This is a genomic window from Aestuariivivens marinum (assembly GCF_022662175.1).
GTDB lineage: Bacteria > Bacteroidota > Bacteroidia > Flavobacteriales > Flavobacteriaceae > Aestuariivivens > Aestuariivivens marinum.
On sequence record NZ_JAKMCR010000004.1, the window covers coordinates 107726 to 128834 of the forward strand.

The following is a 21109-nucleotide window of genomic DNA, read 5'->3' on the forward strand; positions in this document are numbered from 1 at the left end:
CTATAAAACAATAAACATAAACAGATGAAAGGTAAACTAATATTATATACCCTGGTAGCTGCAATAGGCGGGCTGCTTTATGGTTTTGACACGGCAGTAATTAATGGTGCATTACCTTTTTTTAAATCGCATTTCCAATTGAACGATGTCATGACAGGTTGGGCCGTAAGCTCTGCTTTGTTGGGGTGTATCATTGGTGCCATAGGTATAGGTAAACCGGGCGATATATATGGAAGACGGGAAATGCTTAAGCTTTCTGCTTTGTTGTTTTTGGTTTCAGCTGTTGGTACGGGACTGGCACCAGAAATCAATAGTTTTATTCTGTTTAGGTTTGTTGGTGGTTTGGCAGTCGGTGCAGCTTCTGTACTGTCGCCCATTTACATTTCAGAAATAGCGCCAGCGACACACCGGGGAAGGCTAATTATTACTTTTCAACTGGCTTTGGTTGTAGGGATATTGGTTGCCTTTTTTGTGGATTACCTCCTCATTGATACTGGAAAAAATAACTGGCGTTACATGTTTATTTCAGAAGCGATACCAGCACTAGCATTTTTGGTTTTGCTTTATAAAGTCCGCAAGAGTCCACGTTGGTTAATGCAAACAGGACATCAGGAAGCGGCCAGAGAGACGATTAAAGATGTAAATCCGAATGCCGATATACAAAGTATTATTGTGGAAATTGAAACATCTATCAAGTTGGAGCAGGAAGGTAAGCAAGAAAAGCTGTTTAAGAAGCCCAACTTAAAGTTTACACTTATAGGAATTTGCATTGGCTTATTTAGTCAGTTTACAGGGGTAGCCATTGTTTTTTACTATGCTACGGATATATTTAGGGCTGCTGGTTTTTCAACGGATTCCGCAATAGGACAAACCGTTATTTTGGGAGCCACGAATTTAATTTTTACCATATTGGCCATGAGTGTAATCGATAAAATAGGAAGGAAAAAGCTATTGTATGTTGGAACCATTGGAATGGCCATATCTTTAGGTGTTTTTTCATGGGCCTTCTATACTGGTAATACTGAAGGCTTGTTATTATTGGGTATCTTAATTTGCTATGTGGCATTTTTTGCCTCATCTATGGGGGCTGTGGTATTTGTATTATTGGCAGAGATATTTCCAAACAACATACGATCTAGAGGAATGGCCTTGGGCTCTTTTTCCAATTGGATAGTGAATGGGTCCATTACTTTTCTATTCCCAATAGTTGTGGGCGCCTTTAGTGATGGTAAGGGCATTGGATATAGTTTTGCCTTTTTTTCCATAATGACGCTTTTAGGGTTCTTCTTTTTTAGAACATTTTTATTTGAAACCACAAACAAAACCTTGGAAGAAATTGAGTTTGAGAATAAGTAGATACTAATTTTAAATATAATAATATGAAAAATAATTTCAGTAGACGGGAAGCATTAAAACGTATAGGATTAGGGTCGGCTGCAGTAACCGTTGGAGCAATTGGTGTTGCGAATGCAAGTTCTAAAGAAAGTATTGAAACACAATATATTGAAGATAAAAAAGTGCAACCTATAAATTTTGAACAGCCCATTACGGCGATAGTGCTTGGTGCAGGAGGGCGTGGTAATTTATATGCAGGGTATGCACTAGACAACCCAAAAGAGCTAAACATTGTAGGGGTAGCAGAACCCATTAAATACAGAAGGGATAACTTTTCCAAGTCTCATAAAATTTCAGAAAACAATCAATTTACAACCTGGGAACATGTTTTTGAACGGCCTAAGTTTGCAGATGCTGTTATTATTACAACACCCGATGCCCTACATTATGGCCCTGCAATGAAAGCCATTGAAATGGGATATGATGTATTACTGGAAAAAGCCATTGCGCAAACCTGGGAGGAATGTTACGATATATTAAAACAACAACGTAAATATGGTAAAATTGTGGCCATTTGCCATGTGCTTCGCTACGCGCCTTATTTTGTTAAGATGAAGGAAATTATCGATTCTGGTAAAATAGGAGAGGTGGTTAGTGTGCAACACTTCGAACCAGTAGAGCACATCCACATGTCCCATTCGTTTGTGCGAGGCAATTGGGGGAACTCAAAAAAATCAACCCCTATGATACTTTCAAAATCCTGTCATGACACGGATATTATACGTTGGTTGGTAGGGAAACCCTGTAAAAAAGTATCTTCTTTCGGGTCTTTAAAGTTGTTCAGGTCTCAAAGTGCACCCCAAGGCAGTACTAAACGTTGTACCGATGGTTGTGCCGTGGAGCGGGAATGTCCTTTTTCGGCCATAAAGATTTATGCCGAACGAAAAATATTCTTACATCACTTAAAACTTGAAAAACATGATACAGACTCTATTATGGAAAACCTTAAGACTGGGCCTTATGGACGTTGTGTGTACCATTGCGATAATGATGTTGTAGACCATCAGGTAGTTAATATGCAGTTTGAAGACGATATCACGGCTTCGTTCTCTATGGAAGGCCTTACCAGTTATGGTGGCAGACGTACACGCATCATGGGGACGATGGGTGATATAGTTGGTGATATGGATAGTATGACGGTTTTTGATTTTAGAACCAGGGAGAAAAAACACTGGACAACTAAGGATATTAACGATGGTATTTATGCCGGTCATGGTCATGGCGGTGGCGATATGCGTTTGGCAAGGGACTTTGTAAGGGCTGTAAAGTTGCAGGATCCTACACAGTTAACATCTACTATAGAAGCCTCAATGGAAAGTCACTTAATTGGGTTTCAAGCTGAAAAAAGTCGCCTTAAAGGAGGAAAGGTTTTTGATGTGAATTTAAAAGTCTAATATTTTTGAACCTAAAACACATTAAGAGTATAGTTTTAGTTAAGTTGAAATACTCGATTCAAATTAGTTTCCATAGTATAATTGAAGATACCATTAGCTACTAATCTTTAGATATAGCATTTTGGCGAGCAAGATATTTACCCAAGGATTGATATGGCTTACAATTCAAGTATAGTTTTAAAATGAAATACATTATAAGTAAATTTAATTTTATTCTCATACTTATTGTATGCACAATGGGCTGTTCCCAAAAATCAAATCACAAATATGAAGAATCACCAGCGAGTGAAGTTTTATATAGGCTAATAGGAGAAAGAGCAAAAGAGATACAATTTTATTATATACCTAGCGATAGCTTAAGTCCCAATAATATGGTTTTTGAAATCGAAGCTGGCGAAGGTATTCTAAAAGTTGGTGGAAATACAGGAGTGGCCCAATGTAAAGGGGCATATACTTACCTTAAGGAAGCTTGTAATAGTTTGATTTCATGGGGCGGAAGTAATATTAAAATCCCTGAAACTTGGCCAGACTACAGAAAAAAGCGTGTGGTCTGTCCTTTTCAATATACCTTACAGGATAACATCTGTGGTTTTGGATATACTACACCGTATTATCAATGGGAAGATTGGTTAAGATATCTGGATATTATGGCTGTACATGGCTATAATATGATGTTGGCTCCAATAGGTACCGAAGCTATTTGGAAGGAAGTTTGGAAAAAATATGGGTTCACCCCTGCAGAATTGGAAGAATACTTTACGGGACCCGCTTATTTGCCATGGCATAGAATGGGAAATATTAATAAGCATGGAGGTCCTATTCCAAGTGATTATTTCGAAAAAACAAAGACACTTCAAAAGAAAATATTAAAGCACATGCGATCCATTGGAATACATCCTGTAGCTTCTGCTTTTGCAGGGTTTGTTCCTAAGGAATTTGAAGCAAAATTTCCTGATGCCAAAGTTAGGCATGTTGATGGGTGGGTAGGTTTTAAAGGAGATAATACAACGCATATTTTACATCCTCTATCGCCTTATTATAAAAAGATTGGAAAGGATTTTATTGATACTTGGAAAAAAGAGTTTGGAGAGGTAGACTTTTTCTTGGCCGATGTTTTTAATGAGTTACGCCCCCCAGTTAGTGATGAATCTGAAGAAGTCCTACAAAAAGAATTAGCTGAATTTGGAAACGCTATATACTCATCGATTATTGAGGCAGATGAAGATGCTACATGGCTAATGATGGGCTGGTTATTTATGGATAAAGGATTTTGGACCAACGACAGGGCAAAAGCATTATTGAGTACGATTCCGGATGATAAGATGATGGTATTGGATCTATATGCAGAGGCAAGTCCATTTTATAAAAGCATGGATGATTTTTTTGGTAAGAGCTGGATGTATAGTATAATCCCTAATTGGGGTGGAGCTTATCAAATAGGAGGTTTATTAACACAATACGGACATTTAATTCCTGAGATAGCAAAATCAAAAGCAGACGGAAAACTAAAAGCCTTTGGTTTCTCTCCAGAGGGGACAGAAACCAATGAAGTAATTTACGAATTGGCATCAGATGCCATGTGGAGTAATGCAACATTGGATTATAAAGATTGGTTGGTATCATATTGCAATAATCGATATGGTATGAAATCAGACAAATTGTATGAAGCCTGGTTGTTGTTATGTCATTCTATTTATAATAAAGAAATCGATCATGCCGTAAACAGGATTCAGTCTAATCCGATCACTTTAGCGAGTTCTTATCATGTTTTACCTAAAGCAGATGAGAATGTTAATAAAGCTTTAAGTTTGTTTTTGGAGGAATTCCAAGTATTTAAGAACAATCAACTTTATATAAATGATCTTATCGAGTTGGCTACTTATAAATACATGGCTATTGCAGATTCATTGATAATGGATTTAAGAGGTAATATAAGTCGAAGAACAGTAATGGAATCTGACAAACAAATGGAACAGATTTCCGATTTGGTCATCAAAATAGATGACATGTTATCCCACCATAGTTTATCTAATTTAGAAAGATGGGTTAAAAAAGCAAGGCGTTGGGGAACAGATAAAGGACAAATGGATTATTATGAATCGGATGCGAAGCGAATTATTACGGTTTGGGGAAGCGGTTTAACCGAATATGCATCAAGATTATGGAGCGGACTTTTAAAGGATTACTATTTGGCCAGATGGGAGGCTTGGTATAATGCTCAAAAGGAAGGCGAGGAGTTTAATATAAAAAAATGGGAGGACCGTTGGATAAATAGTGCTTATGAATCTTCACAAAATGAAAATGATGATATAACGTCATTAATAGAAGAACTTGATTTGATAATTGAAAATTAAATGAAATCACGATTAGTATCTTTAGATGCCCTTAGGGGCTTTACCATGTTTTGGATTATAGGGGGCGATGCCTTGGTACATGCCTTATCAGGAGCTACAAGTCTGCCTATGTTTAAGTGGATGTCGCAACAGTTGCTCCATGTAGAATGGAACGGCTTTCATTTTTTGGATCTCATATTTCCTATGTTTATGTTCATTTCAGGTGTCGCGATACCATATTCAATAGGTCGTAACTTAGAACAAGGTATTAGCCGAAAAGTTCTGTGGAAAAAGGCCTTAAAAAGAGCCGTTATTTTAATACTTCTAGGGGTATTATATAACAATAAGCTATCTTTCGATTTTTCAAATTTGCGGTATGCCAGTGTTTTAGGCCAGATAGGGGTGGCTTACCTAATAGCGGTATTAATATATTTGTATGCTAATACCAAGGGGCAGTGGTTATGGTCTATTGGAATATTGTTGGGTTTTTGGGGGCTAATGGTCTTGGTTCCCGTACCTGGTATTGGGGCAGGCGTATTGACTCCAGAAGGTAATTTTTCAGGTTATATAGACAGATTGTTATTACCAGGAACCATGTTTCGGGAGCATTACGACCCACAAGGCTTACTTTTAATGGTCTCCGCTGCGGTAATTACCCTAGCAGGTGCCATGATGGGAAAAATTCTTAAAAAGACAAAAGAGGCATCTGTCAAGAATGTTAAGATTATGTTGGTTTCAGGAGCGCTACTTGTCTTATTTGCGCTGCTATGGCATAGTGTTTACCCAATAAATAAGGAAATATGGTCCAGTTCATTTAATGTGTTAACCATTGGGTTGTCGCTTGTTTTTTTAGCGTTTTTTTATTTCATTATAGATGTGAAGAAAAGGTCAAGATGGGCATTCCCCTTCGTATTAATAGGACTCAATCCTATTTTTATATATCTGGCTTATAGGATGATTGATTTTAGGTTTACTTCCGAGTTTTTGTTACATGGATTAATGCAGGTGTCGGGAAGTTATGGTTCGGTGGTATTAATTATAGGTGTACTCCTGCTACAAATGGGTCTGTTGTACTTTTTATACAGGCAAAAAATATTTTTTAAAGTCTAAGCAAAATTCTATTTAATAGATTTAAAGAATTATTAAAGGAGTAAAACCATCGATTAGAAAATTAAGGCTTATCGAGTTTTTAAACTATTTTCAAAAAGCAAAAACAACACTTTACGGGCCTTTTTTCCAATGCCTTCCCTTATGATGCTGTAGGCTTTGGCTATGTGATACTCTACGGTTTTAACCGATATATTTAAATAGTCGGCTATTTCTATATTGGTAAGGCCTTCTTGTTTGCTCAATAAAAAAGTACGTTTGCACTTTTTGGGTAAGTTTTCAATTTCCCGTGAGATCAAGGCTGTTTTTTCAGCTAATAATTCTTGGTAGTCCTCATTTTCCACTTCGCTCAAAGCTTCAACAAATACTTTTTCCAAAACAGAAATAGATTGGTTTCTATGGTATTGATTAACAAATTCGTTATAAATAGATTTGTATAAAAAGTTCTTAATAGGAAAATCACTTTTTAAATTAGAACGAAATTCCCAGGTTCTTAAAAACACATTTTGAACGATGTCTTGAGACATAGCATAGTCATGGGTAAGGCTTAAGGCGTAAACAAATAATTTTTTATAGTAAGTATTTATTAAATAAGTATATGCTTTTTCGTTTCCTTTTTTAAGATTATCAATTAAAAAAGCGTTATCTTTAAACATACTAACGGTAACATTAATTTATTCGTAAATGTAGCACAAAATTATAAATAATTTAAAAAACACACCAAAAACCTAGGGTATTGTAAAATGGCTTTGTAATAAGTATTAAATAAAAAGATTGCAGTGATTCCTGAAAAAATAGAAAAGTATATTGTTAAATATGTTTCAAAGTCAGCGACATCCAAAGATTTGGATAAACTTATAAAGTGGATTGAGAACCCAAACAACAAATTGTTGTTTAAAGATTATTTAAAAGACCATTACGCCATTATGTTTAGCATTAACGATCCAGATGCCAAAGAAGTCACTAGAAAAGTTCTTGATGAAATAAGAACGGAAAAAAATAGAATGCGTAGGAATAGGTTTGTTAAAGGCTTTAAATATGCCGCTGTCGCTGTTTTGTTTATTGCGGTGGGTTATTTTATGCAATTGGACGGAGATAAACCACAAATGGATACCCTAAAGCCTGAGAAAAAGATTACCTTACAGTTAGAAGATGGTACTGTAAAAATTATAGACGAAAACCAAACTACTGAAATTTTAGGGGCAAACGGCCAGGTGATGGGCTTGCAAACGGGGAAACAACTATCTTATGACAATAGTGTTAGTGTAGATAAATTGGTGTACAATACATTAACGGTGCCATTTGGAAAACGGTTTAATTTAGTGCTTTCCGATGGTACAAATGTGCATTTAAATGCTGGTACGTCTTTAAAATATCCGGTGAAGTTTATTAACGGTTTAGACAGAAAGGTTTTTATAAATGGAGAGGCTTATTTTGATGTGGTAAAAGATAAAAAACATCCTTTTATTGTTAATGCCGATGAGCTTGATATTCGTGTTTTGGGAACCCAGTTCAATATTTCTTCATATCCAGAGGATGAACATATAAATACGGTATTGGTTGAAGGTTCTGTGAGTATTTTTGATACTCAAGAAAATGATGGTAATGAACCTCAGGTTTTAAAGCCTGAACAACTAGGGAGTTGGAGCAAAACAAACAAACAAATTACTGTTAGTAAAACAGATATCGAACAACATGTGGCTTGGCGTGAGGGGAGGCTTATATTGGATGAAGTTCCATTTAATGATATTTTAAAAAAGCTGGAAAGACAATATGATGTCACTTTTTCTAATGCCTACACAGCTTTAGAAAGTCGAGAATTCACAGCAAGGTTTGATATTGAAGATATCCATCAGGTGATGAGAAGCTTAAGTGAGGCAGCGACCTTTACTTACACTATAAATAATAAACAAATATTAATTAACCATTAAATTAAACTTTAGCGTATGACATAAACTAACACTCTACGACCAGAATTAAATCACTACTAATTACCTTTTTTATTGAATTTAATGATAAAAAAAACTGGAAAATGCTGCAACATTCCCCAGTCCATGGTGTGATTTTAAAAATGTACAATTTTATTAAAACCAAACAACAAAAGTATGAAAAAAATCATTAAAAGGATAGGTATGCCTAAGGCTACCCCTAATCTTAGTTTAAAGATGAAACTAACTACACTATTACTTGTTTTTTCTTTGTTTCAGATTCATGCTACAGATACTTACAGCCAAAACACTAAAGTATCTTTAACATTGAATGAAGTAACAATAAAGACAGCGTTAAACGAAATTGAGCAAAAAACTGACTACAAATTTCTGTATGAAAAGAATGTTTTTGAAACAGAAAAAATTGTTAGTATAAATGCAAAAAAAGAAAAATTGTCTAAAATATTAGACAATTTATTTAAAGACTTCAATGTAAACATTGTTTACTTAGAGCAGCAAGTTATTATAAAAAGAAATGAATCTCAGGCTGTAATTGAGGATGTCAATGGAGCTAATTCTATGGTAGAGCTTCAGCAAATTCAAGTTAGTGGTACCATTCAAGATGCCAACGGTCAACCGCTACCTGGTGCTACCATTTTAGAAAAAGGGACAACCAACGGAACACAAACCGATTTTGATGGAAAGTTCTCTATTGATGTTGCTTCAAGTGATGCCGTATTGGTTATTTCTTATGTAGGTTTTGCGACACAGGAAATTGCTGTTGGAGATCAAACCGATATCAGTATTCAACTGGTTGAGGAAGCTAGCGCTCTTGATGAAATCATATTGGTGGGTTATGGTACCCAAAAAATTACCAGTGTAACTTCAGCTGTTACACCTGTTGATGTTGAAGAATTAGGTAACATTACTACTCCAAACATAACAGCTGCCTTACAAGGACGTGCACCTGGTTTGTATATTAGAGATGGTGGGTATAACCAAGGCTTATCTGTATTGGTAAGGGGGGCTACAACCATTGGTAATAATTCACCTTTATTTATCGTAGATGGTGTTCCTCAGGATTTGTTTACCATCGATCCTAACGATATTGAGGCGATTTCTGTTTTAAAGGATGGTGCAGCTTCTGCTATTTATGGATCTAGAGCGGCAGCGGGTGTAATTATCGTGACCACTAAATCTGGAAAGAACAAAAAAGCCAGCTTTAATTTTGAAAGCTTTGTAAGTTTTGGTGATTTAACTACAACCCAAAAGGCGGCCAATTCAATTCAATCGGCCAATATTATGAATGAAGCCTCTGTGAATTCAGGTGGTCAACCCTTATTCACAGCTGAAGATATAGCAAAGTTTGAGTCTGGTAACGATCCGGCTTACCCAGATACAGATTGGAAAAAAGAGTTCTTAAAAACAGAAGTAACCCAACGTTATTTTTTAAGTGCAAATGGAGGTAATGAAAACTCATCATATTATGTGTCTTTGGGTTATAGAAATGCCGATGGTATTGTTAAGTCGGGCATAGACAGAAAACAATATACCTTAAGATCTAATTTAAAGACCAAATTAAGGGATAATATTGAGTTAGATGTTAACTTAAATTATACACTAAACAATAATACGGCACCTAATGTTAATGCTGGATTGGATAATATTTATTTGCATATGAACTCTACGGCGCCATTTTTACCGGTACGTAATGCCGATGGCGAATTCGAGTTTTTTAACCAGGCTGGTGCTTATGGTAGAGGCTTCTGGAACGTGATGTGGGAATTGGAAGCTGGTACGTCCAATACGAAAAGCAAATCGTTTACAGCGAATACCAATTTAACCTGGGAGATTATAGAAGGTCTTAAGTTAATTGGACGTTACTCTTTAATTTCAGGTTCTAGTAAGTCGGTTTCAAGTATTTATAAGCGTTCTACTACTGGTGGACCACCATGGTTTTCAGATGTAAATAGTATGGGACAAACATGGCGTGATAACAACCAGTACAATGCACAAACTTTTTTAAGTTACGACAAGACTATTGATAAACACAATATAGGTGTTTTGGCAGGTTGGGATGTACAATTTAATAAGGATTCGTTTATCAGTGCTGGACGTAGAAATTTCCAATTTGATAATTTGTTAACCGAATTCAGTGCACCTAACTCAGGAGATAACGATGATATCACTGGTTTAAGTAGTAATACTGGTGAGAATGCATTGCAATCTGCGGTTGGTAGAATTAATTATAACTACGATGAGAAGTACTTTGTGGAATTAGTTGGTCGTTATGATGGATCTTCTATTTTTGCGCCTGAAAACAGATACGGTTTTTTCCCATCGGCTTCATTGGGCTGGGTAATTAGTAAAGAGGACTTTTTTAACTCTTCAGCTATAGACCGTCTTAAATTTAGAGCTTCTTATGGTACAACAGGTAATAACAGGGTGTCTGGAAGTTATTTTTCTAATATTTCTTTTGGTACTTATATTTTTGGTATGGGAGATATGGTTGTGTCGACAGCTGCTGAAGGAGGCGTGCCTTTTAGAGACCTAAAATGGGAAACTACCAATACAACGAACTTTGGGGTTGATTTTTCATTAAATAATGGCTTTATTTCAGGATCATTGGATTATTACATTAAAGATACTAAAGATATTCTATTAGGTAGTCCTGTACCGGGAACTGTAGGTACAGGAAGGAGTGGACCGCCTATTAATGCCGGTAGTGTTGAAAACAAGGGATTTGAATTGGTTTTAAATCATGAGAATAGTATATCTGAAGATTTTAAATATGGTATCTCAATAAATGGAACGTATAATACCAATAAGATAACAGAATTGACCGATGCGTTTTCAGAGTTTAGTACCTCTTACCGAGTAGGGGATGCTTTGGGCACTGTTTATGGTTATGAATCTGAAGGTATTATTAAAACACAAGCTGACCTAACAGATTATACCTCTGAAATAACTTCAGGAATAAGCCCTAATACAACTTTGGGAGATATTAGATATGTGGACCAAAATGGTGATGGTGTTTTAAATTTTGAGGATAATGTGGCCATTGCAGAGACCTTACCTAAAATCACCTATGGTATTAACTTAAATGCCGAATGGAAAAATTTCGATTTTCAAGCATTTTTCCAAGGGACTGCAAAGTCTAAAGAACATAGGTTTAATGACCTGTTTGGAAACTATGGATGGATTCCTCAAGAGGCTAATGATGCATGGAGTACTAGTAACCCAGATGGAAATTATCCAAGATTATTGTTGTTTGCACAACAAACCTATTTCCAAAACTTTTATACAACATCCAGTTATTGGACCTTTAAATCATCTTATTTAAGATTGAAGAACTTACAAATAGGGTATACGCTCCCAATTAGTGAAAATAAATACATCAATAAAGCGAGACTGTATTTAACAGGAACTAATTTATTTACTATTACTGATTTTAGAACTGGGTTCGATCCAGAAGCTAATGGTTTGATAGTTCCTCCATTAAAGACGGTGGCATTGGGTGTAAACATTAATTTCTAAAAAGATAATTATTATGAAAAGATATATAAAAACAATATACTTAGTAATTTTTGCTCTTGGCATGTTTCTAAGTTGTTCAGAAGAAGATATTACCAAGCTTCCCGTGACAGCATTGTCAGAAGATGCATTCTGGACCAGTGAAGAAGAAGTTAGTCAGGCAGCTAATGCCCTTTATTTTTCTTTAGATAATGTGGGACAGATTGAATGGGATGCCTTGACTGAAATTATGTTCAGCCAAAGTGGAGCTTCTATTCAGATTTCTACAGGGGGTATTGGCCCTGGTGCTAGTCTAGTAAATAGTTTATGGACTGGACAATATGCGACTATTAGGGATGCCAACTGGTTTTTGGATAATGTAGACAAAGCTGAATTATCAGAATCAGCAGTGGCAAAGTATAAAGGACAGGTTCGTTTCTTTAGGGCTTGGGCACATTACAAGCTGTTATACCAATTTGGCAATGTACCATTAGTAGATCGCGTATTGGGCGTTGATGAAGGTCAGGTAGAACCAAGCTCTAGGGCTACAGTATTAAGTTTTGTGTTGTCTGAATTGGATCAGACCATAACAGAGTTGTCAGGATATACACCAGAATATGGAAGGGTTAGTAGATGGGCGGCTATGGCCTTAAAGTCACGAATTTTGTTATATGAAGGTACTTTGGCAGCAGACAATAGTATGCTTACCGAAAGTGCAAGCTTAGCCAATCAAATTATGGGTGGTGGTTTTGGCCTGCATGATAATTATACCGAGCTGTTTAGACCAGAAGGAGAAGGCAATTCTGAGATTATTTTGGCAAGGGTGAATGCCGACCTGCCCGGAAGACACCATTCTTTGGGACAATGGCTAGGCCCTATTAGTTTTCATGCCTCTTGGTCTATTTTTACGCCAACAATGGCCCTTGTGGAAAGATATCCAGACATTAACGGTGAGGATATTTCAACAAGTTTAATTTATGATGAAAATAATCCTTTCGATAACAGGGATCCAAGATTAAACCAGTCCATATTCAATTGGGACGAAGATGTAAATTATGAAGGATCCATGTTTGTTAACAATGGCACTTGGTTAAATTTCAGAAAATGGATTAATCCAGACGAAACTGCAGAGCAAAGAAGCCATAACGATTGGATTGTGTTTAGGTTAGGCGAAGTGATGCTTAATTATGTTGAGGCTATGAATGAGGTTAATGGCCCATCTCAAGAATTATTGGACATGATAAATGATTTGAGAACTAGAGGTGGATTAGGCGCTGGTGTTGGCGGAGCAGATATTGCTGTACCACCAATAGCCTTTGCTGGTCTTACAAAAGATAGCTTTAGGGACATTATAAGACGAGAAAGAATCATTGAATTGGCTGCTGAAGGTATCCTTTATTACGATTACCACAGATGGAGATGGTTAGAATCAACCATGAACCAACCAGCTGTGGGCGTAGTGCCTTTAGAGAACCGTGTGTTTACAGCACCTAGGGACTATACTTGGCCAATACCTGACTTTGAATTGATTAATAATCCAAATTTAACACAAAATACGGGTTATTAGATTTAGGTATTGTTGATTAAATAAATTGTAAAGCCCCGTATCAAAAGAGTTAGTTTGATTTAGTTTTTTTGATTACGGGGCTTTTTTATTTAAAATTTTTAGTGTTCTGAATTAAGTTACCTTAGTTCGATTATTATTCAAACGTTTAAAACAGACTAAGCATCTGTTGTTTAGCTATTTGTCATTTCGACAGAGAGAGGAACGAACGACGAGAAATCTCAAAATAATGAGATTCTTCCTCATACTTCGTCAGAATGACATGATTTGCATTAGAAGATCTATCAACATACTTAAAATCAGATGTTTTAAAGTCGAACACAGGTAAGTTATGATTTATATCACAATCTCTAAAGATTTAGTAGATACAGCAACTCTAAACAAACAATTTTATATATAATTTATTACTAGTCTAAGCCAATAATTAGTGTATTTTTGTTTATTTGTAAATTAATTATTCATATATGAAACGAACATTGAAATATTTAAAGATTATTTTACCAAAGGTGATGTTTAAATATTTTAATGAGAGAACGAGTGCAACGAGTGGTTGCATGTGTTCTTAATTATATAATTATTTTATTATCAGATAATTAATAAAGTTTAAACGTATAAAAACATGTTATTTTCATAAGAAGTGTAAAAGATGAAATCATTAAGAAAAAGTATAGCTAAAGTAGGGGCTTTATTAATCTTGTTAACAGCATGTAATAAACCAATAAATGCCCAATTATTTGAAGAAATAACAGCCCACGAGGTTTTAGTTAGAACTTTAGGGGAGGAAAATGCATCACGATTTAGCTTTAGGCTAGAAGAAAATGATTCCACCGATGCTTATAAAATAGAAGTAAAGAGCAATAAAGTACTTATTACAGGAAACTCAAGTATAGCGCTTACAAGAGGCGCTTATGATTATTTAAGGAATGCTACAAATTCAATGGTAACTTGGTCTGGTTCTCATATCAATATTCCAGATAAACTCCCTCAATATCAAAAAACTGTTACAACACCTTATAAGAATCGCTATTACCTAAATGTATGTGCATTTGGATATTCAACACCTTATTGGGATTGGAAAAGATGGGAACAGGAAATTGATTGGATGGCACTTCATGGGATGAACTTTCCTTTAGCTTTGGTAGCGAATGAAGCTATTGCAACTAGGGTTTGGAAAAAATTAGGCTTAACAGAAGAGGAAATTAATAAGTTCTATACGGCGCCATCCTTATTACCATGGCAACGTATGGGAAATATCAATGATCTTGATGGCGAGTTGTTAACAAGCGAATGGCATGAAGGGCAAATTAAACTACAGCATAAAATATTAGCCAGAATGAAAGCTTTAGGTATGAACCCTATTGTTCCAGCATTTGCTGGTTTTGTGCCTAAAGACATTACGAGAATTAGTCCAGAAAATGAACTTTTGGAAGTGAGTTGGGGTGGTCTTCCAGAACAATATCACGCCTTTTTATTAAGTCCGAGAACACCATTGTTTAAGAAGATAGGAAAGTTATTTATTGAAGAATGGGAAAAAGAATTTGGTGAGTGTAAATATTATTTAGCGGATAGTTTTAACGAATTGGATCTTCCTAAAACAGACCAACCGGTTACAGAACTTTTAGCTGATTATGGAAGTGCTATATATGAATCTTTAAAATCTGGAAATCCTGAAGCTGTGTGGGTGGTACAAGGCTGGATGTTTACTTATCAAAGGCATATTTGGAACAAGACAACAACCAATGCCCTATTCAGTAGAATTCCAGATGATAAAATGATGATTCTTGATTATGCATACGAATACAATGGGATAGCCTATAAAAATGGATATAATTATGAGGTTTTCGAAGGCTATAACAACAAACCTTGGATTTATGGTTTTATGCTTAATAGTGGTGGAAAGACAGGACATACCGGTGTACATGATTATTATGCAACAAATCCCATTGAGCTTTTAAACTCTCCATATAAAAAGAATAATGCTGGTTTTGGATTCGCGCCTGAGGGTATTGAAAATAATGATGTAACTTTTGAACTGGTCTCTGATATAGCCTGGGAACATGAAGCTATTGATTTAGATACCTGGTATAAAAATTATTCAAAAGCGCGATATGGTGCATGTCCGCCAGCAATGGCTGAAGCATGGCAACTATTAAGACAAACCAGTTATGGGACCATGACCGATCATCCGCGTTTTGGTTTTCAAGGAAATAGTGGTTCTTGGTTTAAAGGCACAATAAATAAAGACCCCCGTATTTTTGAAGCCATCACTAAATTTCTTTCCTGTGCAGATCAATTAAAAGATTCTGAACTTTATAAAGCAGATGCTCTTGAATTTGCAGCAACGGTTTTATGCCATAAAGCCGAGGATTGGTTTGGGTACACCTATAATGCACATCAAAACTTGGATTTTGAAACGCGGGATAAAGCAGGTGAATGGGCATTGCAATTACTTTCTGATGCAGATAAATTATTGGAAAATCATCCTACCTTAAATTTACAGAGATGGATTGATTTTGCTCGTGCATCAAGTACGAATCCAGAACAGCAGGATAAGTATGAAGTCGATGCTAGGCGCATTCTAACAGTATGGGGAGCACCCAAAATAAGATCTGGAGTAAATGATTACGCTGCTAGAATGTGGGGTGGCTTAACTCGAGATTACTACCGAGAAAGAATGGCTGGAAAATTAGAAAGTCTAAAAAAGAACGAACCCTATGATAACAGAGCGTTTGAAGATGCCTGGGTATTAAAAAAAGGTGTTAGCAAAATAACCCCTTTTTCAAATCCTTTAGAATCGGCTCAAGCTTTAGTGAAAGAAGCCATAGAAAAACCAATTCCTGAAATTTCAAAGTCTGATGATATAATTGCTGGAGATTGGTCGTCAAAAGATAAGATCATAGAATTGCCGATAAAAAGAGACGATATATCAAAATTAAAAGGTGTTAAGTTTGTTTATGAAGGAGGGAAAACGAATGTAAGTATCGAAAAAGTACAACTGCTTGCAGATGGTATAATTGTTGGTAATACTGAAAAGGTTAGTATTATTGGTAAAAGAACACCCTATGCATTATACCCATTTAACCTGTCTAAAGAAGTAAGGGCAAACAATGGGGCATCCATAAAGATTTATATGTCAAACATAGATGAAAAAGAGAGTGCAAGAGGAAAAGTGGTTTTAATACTTAAGGATTAAAACATATTTTGAAAACCAAACGAATAATTAAATTCACATAAAAGGATAAATCTATACAAATGACAAGAGTACAATTGTTTAGTTTGTTATTTATCACCACATTATTTTTTCAAATGTGTAAGCCCAAGGATACATTGGTGATGAATCAACATAATAAGCACGTTTCAATTGAAGGGCAAAATTTCATTGATTCTTTAGGCAGGACTTTAACTCTACATGGCATTAGCGTGTGTAACAAAGACCCCAAAACCAACTATTTAGGACATATTACTCCCGAAGAATTTAAAATGTTTAAAGAATGGGGTTTTAATGTTATTAGATTGGGTATTATATGGGATGGTTTAGAACCAGAACCAGGAGTCTATAACCAGGAGTATCTTAAAGGGATAGATGACATGATCCAATGGGCAACCGACAATGATTTGTATGTTTTTCTGGATATGCACCAAGATTTGTTTAGTGTCGATTTTAGTGATGGTGCGCCCTCTTGGGCTACAATAACCAATGATCTGCCACATCTTACAGGCGATGTTTGGAGTGAGGCTTATCTAATAAGCCCTGCCGTACAAACGGCATTTGATAATTTTTGGGCTAATACTCCTGCACCTGATGGTGTAGGCATCCAAGATCATTATTTAAACCTATGGAAGTATTTGGCAGAACGCTACAAGGACAACACAAGAGTAATTGGTTTTGATGTGATGAACGAACCGTTTATGGGGTCAGAGGCCAATAAAATTACACCATTGCTTTTAGAGTCCTATGCAAAATTGTTGGCTGAACAAACAGGAGAAGCCCCACCTTCATTGGAAGAAGTGATGCATTTGTGGAATACTAATAAAATGGAGGTTTTAGGATCGCTATCCGATAAAGAAACCTATAAAAAATGGTTGGATGTTATCTATGAGGTTAATGCAGTTTTTGAAAGAGGTACGTTGACTGCATTTTACCAAAAAGCGAGAGATGAAATCCGTAAGGTTAATAAACACCATATTATTTTTACCGAGCACAGCTATTTCACCAACATGGGATTGGTAGGTGCACTTGGAGAAATTGTTGATGAAAATGGACAAAAAGACCCTTTAGTGGCTTATGCCGCGCATGGTTACGATTTAGTGGTCGATACCGATGCGCTTACTTTAGGAAGCAACGATCGTGTGGAACTCATTTTTGAGCGTATCGCACAAACCGGACAACGGTTAGAAGTGCCAGTTTTAATAGGTGAGTGGGGGGCTTTACATGGAAAGTCGCCTGAATTAATTCCAACAGCAAACTTTTTGCTCAACCAGTTTAATAAGCATGGCTTTAGCGATGCCTTTTGGGCTTATGGAAAATTTTTATTGGATGCCTCTTTTCTTGATGTGTTAAAGAAGCCATACCTTGTTGAAACTTCGGGGGTTTTGGAAAACTATAGTTTTGATTATGAGTTAGGAACCTTTAACTGCACTTGGCACGAAGATGAAGCAATTACAGCGCCAACACGAATTTATGTGTCTGATATAAGTAAGCTAAATAAAGATACCCTGCAATTGACCCCTGAAATTGAAGGGGTTTCTATAGAGGAAATGGAACATTCAAAGGCAGGTCATTTGGTTATTCCAGCAAGTGGAAAAAAATTGGAACGAAAACTCACATTTACTTTAATCAAATGATTATAAAAGGTAAAAACTTACCTAATAGAACAAAAAAATAAAAGAAGAGAATATGAAAGAATTAATGTCACGGCTAATTGCCCTTTCTATGGTAATGTGTACTGCACAACAGATAATTGCACAAACTGAACTTAAATATAATGTTGCAGAAACCCCTTGGGAAGCTGGCTTTGGTAATCATAGGGCCATTGTTGAGGTTCCTAAAAACGCCGATGCCGTAAAACTTGATTTTAACTGGAGGCGTCATGATAAAAACCCTGCAGAGCGAAGGCTTTTGATTGTCAATGCAAAAACAGGAGATACCATATCAAACATACATAGGTTAATTGTAAACAATGAAACCTGCAAGTTAGTTTTTGGTCCCGTTGAGAAAGGAAGCTATTATTTTTATTATTTGCCCTTTAAACCAGATAAGGAATGGGGTTTTTACCGTTACGGATATCTTAAAAAAGAGGATATACCGAGTAAGCACTGGATGGAAGAAAACAAATTGGAGCAGTCCAAAAAATTGAAAAAACTACCAAAGGCAATTTGTACTGAAATTCAAGCCAGAACTGATTTCGATTCGTTTTATCCTATGGAAGTTATTGCTACTCAAGCCGAAGAGGAGCAGTTGACAAACAGTACGACATCTAACTATATTGCCATAGCAGAAGATAGAAAGTATCCCATTAAAATGCGCGATTATTTGCCTTTAAAATGGATTAAAGAAGACGTAACGCATCATTTTGAAGGTAAGGCTCTAAAAAACGAATACTACGCTTTTCAAATTGGCATTTATGCGGCTAAAACAGATTTGGAAAATGTATCATTGGAATTTCACGATTTAAAATCCTCAAATAATAGTGTTATTCCGGCCAGTGCTTTTACCTGTTTTAATACCCATGGTGTGGATCCATACGGAACACCATTTATAAAACAGGTTAACGTTAATAAAGGTAAAATACAACCGTTATGGATTGGCACTGATATCTTAGCAACTACCAAATCGGGAGCGTATAAAGGGCATGTTACAATTAAGGCTGATAATCAACCCGATAAAACTATTGCCATCATATTACATGTTTCAGAAGAAACCATTGCCGATAGAGGTGATAATGAACCGTGGAGACATTCGCGCTTACGTTGGTTGAATTCAACCATTGGATTGGATAATGAACCAACAAAACCCTACACGCCAATTACATTAATCGAGGAAAACAAACTTGGGCTATATGGTAAACAGGTTGCATTAAATGAGCAAGGTTTACCATCTGCTATAAATGTTTGGGATACTGAGATTTTAAATAATCCTATACGATATGTTTTGGAAGGAGACTCTCTAGTAAGTTCAAATGTTCACCAAACAAATATTGATTCTGGTATTTTTGAAAGGTCGGTTTCGGCCCACTCGGAAAATTTTGAGATTCAAACTACAAATACTATTGAGTTTGATGGTCATTTAACTTATAAAATAAAACTAACAGCTAAAGAGGATAGCGAGCTCAAAGATTTTAAATTAGAGATCCCTTTTCAATCCAGTATAGCGGAATATATGATGGGTATGGGATTACCGGGTACCTCAGTTCCTCAAAATCATTCAGCCAAATGGAAAGGACCACATGATAGTTTTTGGGTGGGTAATACCTATGGCGGACTGCACGTCGAGTTAAGAGGTGGTAGTTATCATGGACCATTACTTAATCTTTATAAGCCTGAGCCTCCAGAAAGTTGGCACAATGGGGGTAAAGGAGGTTTTTCAATAGAGAAAGGCGATAATGAAACAACCGCAAGAATCTATTCTGGACAACGAAATTTTAAAAAAGGAGAAACTTTGGTTTTTGAATTGTCTTTTTTAATTACTCCTGTAAGACAGATAGATACTAAAGCGCAATTCGACAATAGATACTACCATAATGGATTGGATCCTATGCCCAAAGATGATGAAATTACCGATGGTGTTAAGATCGTGAACCTGCATCATGCCAGCAAGTATAACCCTTATATTAATTATCCTTTTGTAGCAACAAAGGAAATGAAAAGCTTTGTAGACCAAATGCATGCTAAGGACTTAAAAGTGAAAATTTATTACACCATCAGGGAACTTACCAATTACACCACTGAGATATGGGCATTACGTAGTTTGGGTAATGAAATTTTAGGAACAGGAAAAGGTGGGGGTTATCCGTGGTTACAAGAACATTTAGTGGACGATTACCGTTGGCAGTGGTATTCACCACTTGAAAATGGTATTGATGCCTCTATTGTCAATGCACCAGGTGATTCACGTTGGTATAATTACTATTTAGAAGGATTGGCTTGGTTGGTTAAACATATAGATATTGACGGATTGTATCTGGATGATGTCTCTTACGATAGACGTATATTAAAACGTATGCGTAAAATTTTGGATAGAACAAAGCCAGGGTGTATGATGGATTTACATTCCAATACAGGGTTTTCAAAAGGACCAGCAACACAATATACAGAGTTCTTTCCATATTTAGATAAACTGTGGTTTGGAGAGAGTTTTAGATACGATGAGATGCCTGCTGAAAATTGGTTGGTAGAGGTTTCGGGGATTCCATTCGGACATATGGGAGATATGTTACATGCTGGCGGAAACCCATGGCGTGGCATGGTGTATGGCATGACCGTACGCTACCCGTGGTTTACAGATGGCGTAACCTGCGACCCCAGACAAATCTGGAAAGTATGGGACAGTTTTGGTATTGCCGATTCTAAAATGATTGGCTATTGGGAGAAACAACCTGTGGTAAGTACTAGTAATCCAGCGGTAAAGGCGACTGCTTATGTTAAAGAAGATAAAATGTTAATAGCTGTGGCAAGTTGGGCAAAAGAAGCGGTAAATGTAAAATTAAATATCGATTGGCAGGCCGTAGGTATAGATATGAGCAAAGTAAAAGTGAAAGCTCCTAAAATTGAAAATTTTCAACCAGAACAGCTGTTTTCTGTAGATGACGATCTTACAATAGATCCTACCAAAGGCTGGTTGCTAGTTGTTGAATAATGATAAAATAATAAAGATAA

At 36.2% G+C, this 21109-nt stretch carries 11 protein-coding genes; 10 read left to right on the top strand and 1 reads right to left on the bottom strand.

The genetic code is table 11. The annotated features are described in order from the left end of the window. Nucleotides 1-24: 24 nt before the first annotated feature. The 4 genes from MR053_RS11235 to MR053_RS11250 all read left to right on the top strand — a co-directional run bounded on the left by MR053_RS11235 (nt 25) and on the right by MR053_RS11250 (nt 6232). Nucleotides 25-1356: a sugar porter family MFS transporter gene (locus MR053_RS11235; RefSeq protein ID WP_242132529.1), complete on the top strand. Its 1332-nt coding sequence runs from the start codon at nt 25-27 to the stop codon at nt 1354-1356. A 23-nt stretch (nt 1357-1379) separates the two neighbouring features. Then, nucleotides 1380-2789 carry a Gfo/Idh/MocA family protein gene (locus tag MR053_RS11240; protein WP_242132530.1) on the top strand — a complete coding sequence of 470 codons (1410 nt, stop codon included), beginning with the start codon at nt 1380-1382 and terminating at the stop codon, nt 2787-2789. A gap of 182 nt (nt 2790-2971) precedes the next feature. Continuing rightward, nucleotides 2972-5143, top strand: a complete 2172-nt coding sequence (locus MR053_RS11245; protein ID WP_242132531.1) for an alpha-N-acetylglucosaminidase — start codon at nt 2972-2974, stop codon at nt 5141-5143. Next, nucleotides 5144-6232: an acyltransferase family protein gene (locus MR053_RS11250; protein WP_242132532.1), complete on the top strand. Its 1089-nt coding sequence runs from the start codon at nt 5144-5146 to the stop codon at nt 6230-6232. It begins immediately after the preceding gene. Between the two features lie 68 nt (nt 6233-6300). Here the strand turns inward: MR053_RS11250 and MR053_RS11255 are convergent, their stop codons facing one another. Next, on the bottom strand, nt 6301-6885 hold the full coding sequence (locus MR053_RS11255) for an RNA polymerase sigma factor (protein WP_223551891.1): 585 nt from the start codon (nt 6883-6885) through the stop codon (nt 6301-6303). 123 nt (nt 6886-7008) lie between these two features. Between MR053_RS11255 and MR053_RS14015 the strand changes: the two genes are divergently transcribed. From MR053_RS14015 to MR053_RS11285, 6 genes are all read left to right on the top strand, one after another. Then, entirely contained in the window at nt 7009-8160 is a 1152-nt protein-coding gene (locus MR053_RS14015) for a FecR family protein (protein ID WP_242132533.1), read from the top strand. A gap of 174 nt (nt 8161-8334) precedes the next feature. Continuing rightward, entirely contained in the window at nt 8335-11694 is a 3360-nt protein-coding gene (locus MR053_RS11265; protein ID WP_242132534.1) for a SusC/RagA family TonB-linked outer membrane protein, read from the top strand. Between the two features lie 13 nt (nt 11695-11707). Next, nucleotides 11708-13237 (top strand): RagB/SusD family nutrient uptake outer membrane protein, encoded by a 1530-nt coding sequence (locus MR053_RS11270; protein ID WP_242132535.1) that lies wholly within the window; start codon nt 11708-11710, stop codon nt 13235-13237. 643 nt (nt 13238-13880) lie between these two features. Beyond that, nucleotides 13881-16427, top strand: coding sequence for an alpha-N-acetylglucosaminidase (locus tag MR053_RS11275; RefSeq protein WP_242132536.1), 2547 nt, complete (start codon nt 13881-13883; stop codon nt 16425-16427). Between the two features lie 59 nt (nt 16428-16486). Further along, nucleotides 16487-18079 (top strand): glycoside hydrolase family 5 protein, encoded by a 1593-nt coding sequence (locus tag MR053_RS11280; protein WP_242132537.1) that lies wholly within the window; start codon nt 16487-16489, stop codon nt 18077-18079. Between the two features lie 52 nt (nt 18080-18131). Further along, on the top strand, nt 18132-21089 hold the full coding sequence (locus MR053_RS11285; RefSeq protein WP_242132538.1) for a glycoside hydrolase domain-containing protein: 2958 nt from the start codon (nt 18132-18134) through the stop codon (nt 21087-21089). Nucleotides 21090-21109: the final 20 nt, after the last annotated feature.

Excerpts from the sequence above, each read along its gene's own strand:
- MR053_RS11265 (WP_242132534.1), top strand. The coding sequence starts at position 8,335 with ATGAAAAAAATCATTAAAAGGATAGGTATGCCTAAGGCTACCCCTAAT.
- MR053_RS11240 (WP_242132530.1), top strand. The coding sequence starts at position 1,380 with ATGAAAAATAATTTCAGTAGACGGGAAGCATTAAAACGTATAGGATTA.
- MR053_RS11255 (WP_223551891.1), bottom strand. The coding sequence starts at position 6,885 with ATGTTTAAAGATAACGCTTTTTTAATTGATAATCTTAAAAAAGGAAAC.
- MR053_RS11245 (WP_242132531.1), top strand. The coding sequence starts at position 2,972 with ATGAAATACATTATAAGTAAATTTAATTTTATTCTCATACTTATTGTA.
- MR053_RS11235 (WP_242132529.1), top strand. The coding sequence starts at position 25 with ATGAAAGGTAAACTAATATTATATACCCTGGTAGCTGCAATAGGCGGG.
- MR053_RS11250 (WP_242132532.1), top strand. The coding sequence starts at position 5,144 with ATGAAATCACGATTAGTATCTTTAGATGCCCTTAGGGGCTTTACCATG.
- MR053_RS11280 (WP_242132537.1), top strand. The coding sequence starts at position 16,487 with ATGACAAGAGTACAATTGTTTAGTTTGTTATTTATCACCACATTATTT.
- MR053_RS11285 (WP_242132538.1), top strand. The coding sequence starts at position 18,132 with ATGAAAGAATTAATGTCACGGCTAATTGCCCTTTCTATGGTAATGTGT.
- MR053_RS11275 (WP_242132536.1), top strand. The coding sequence starts at position 13,881 with ATGAAATCATTAAGAAAAAGTATAGCTAAAGTAGGGGCTTTATTAATC.
- MR053_RS11270 (WP_242132535.1), top strand. The coding sequence starts at position 11,708 with ATGAAAAGATATATAAAAACAATATACTTAGTAATTTTTGCTCTTGGC.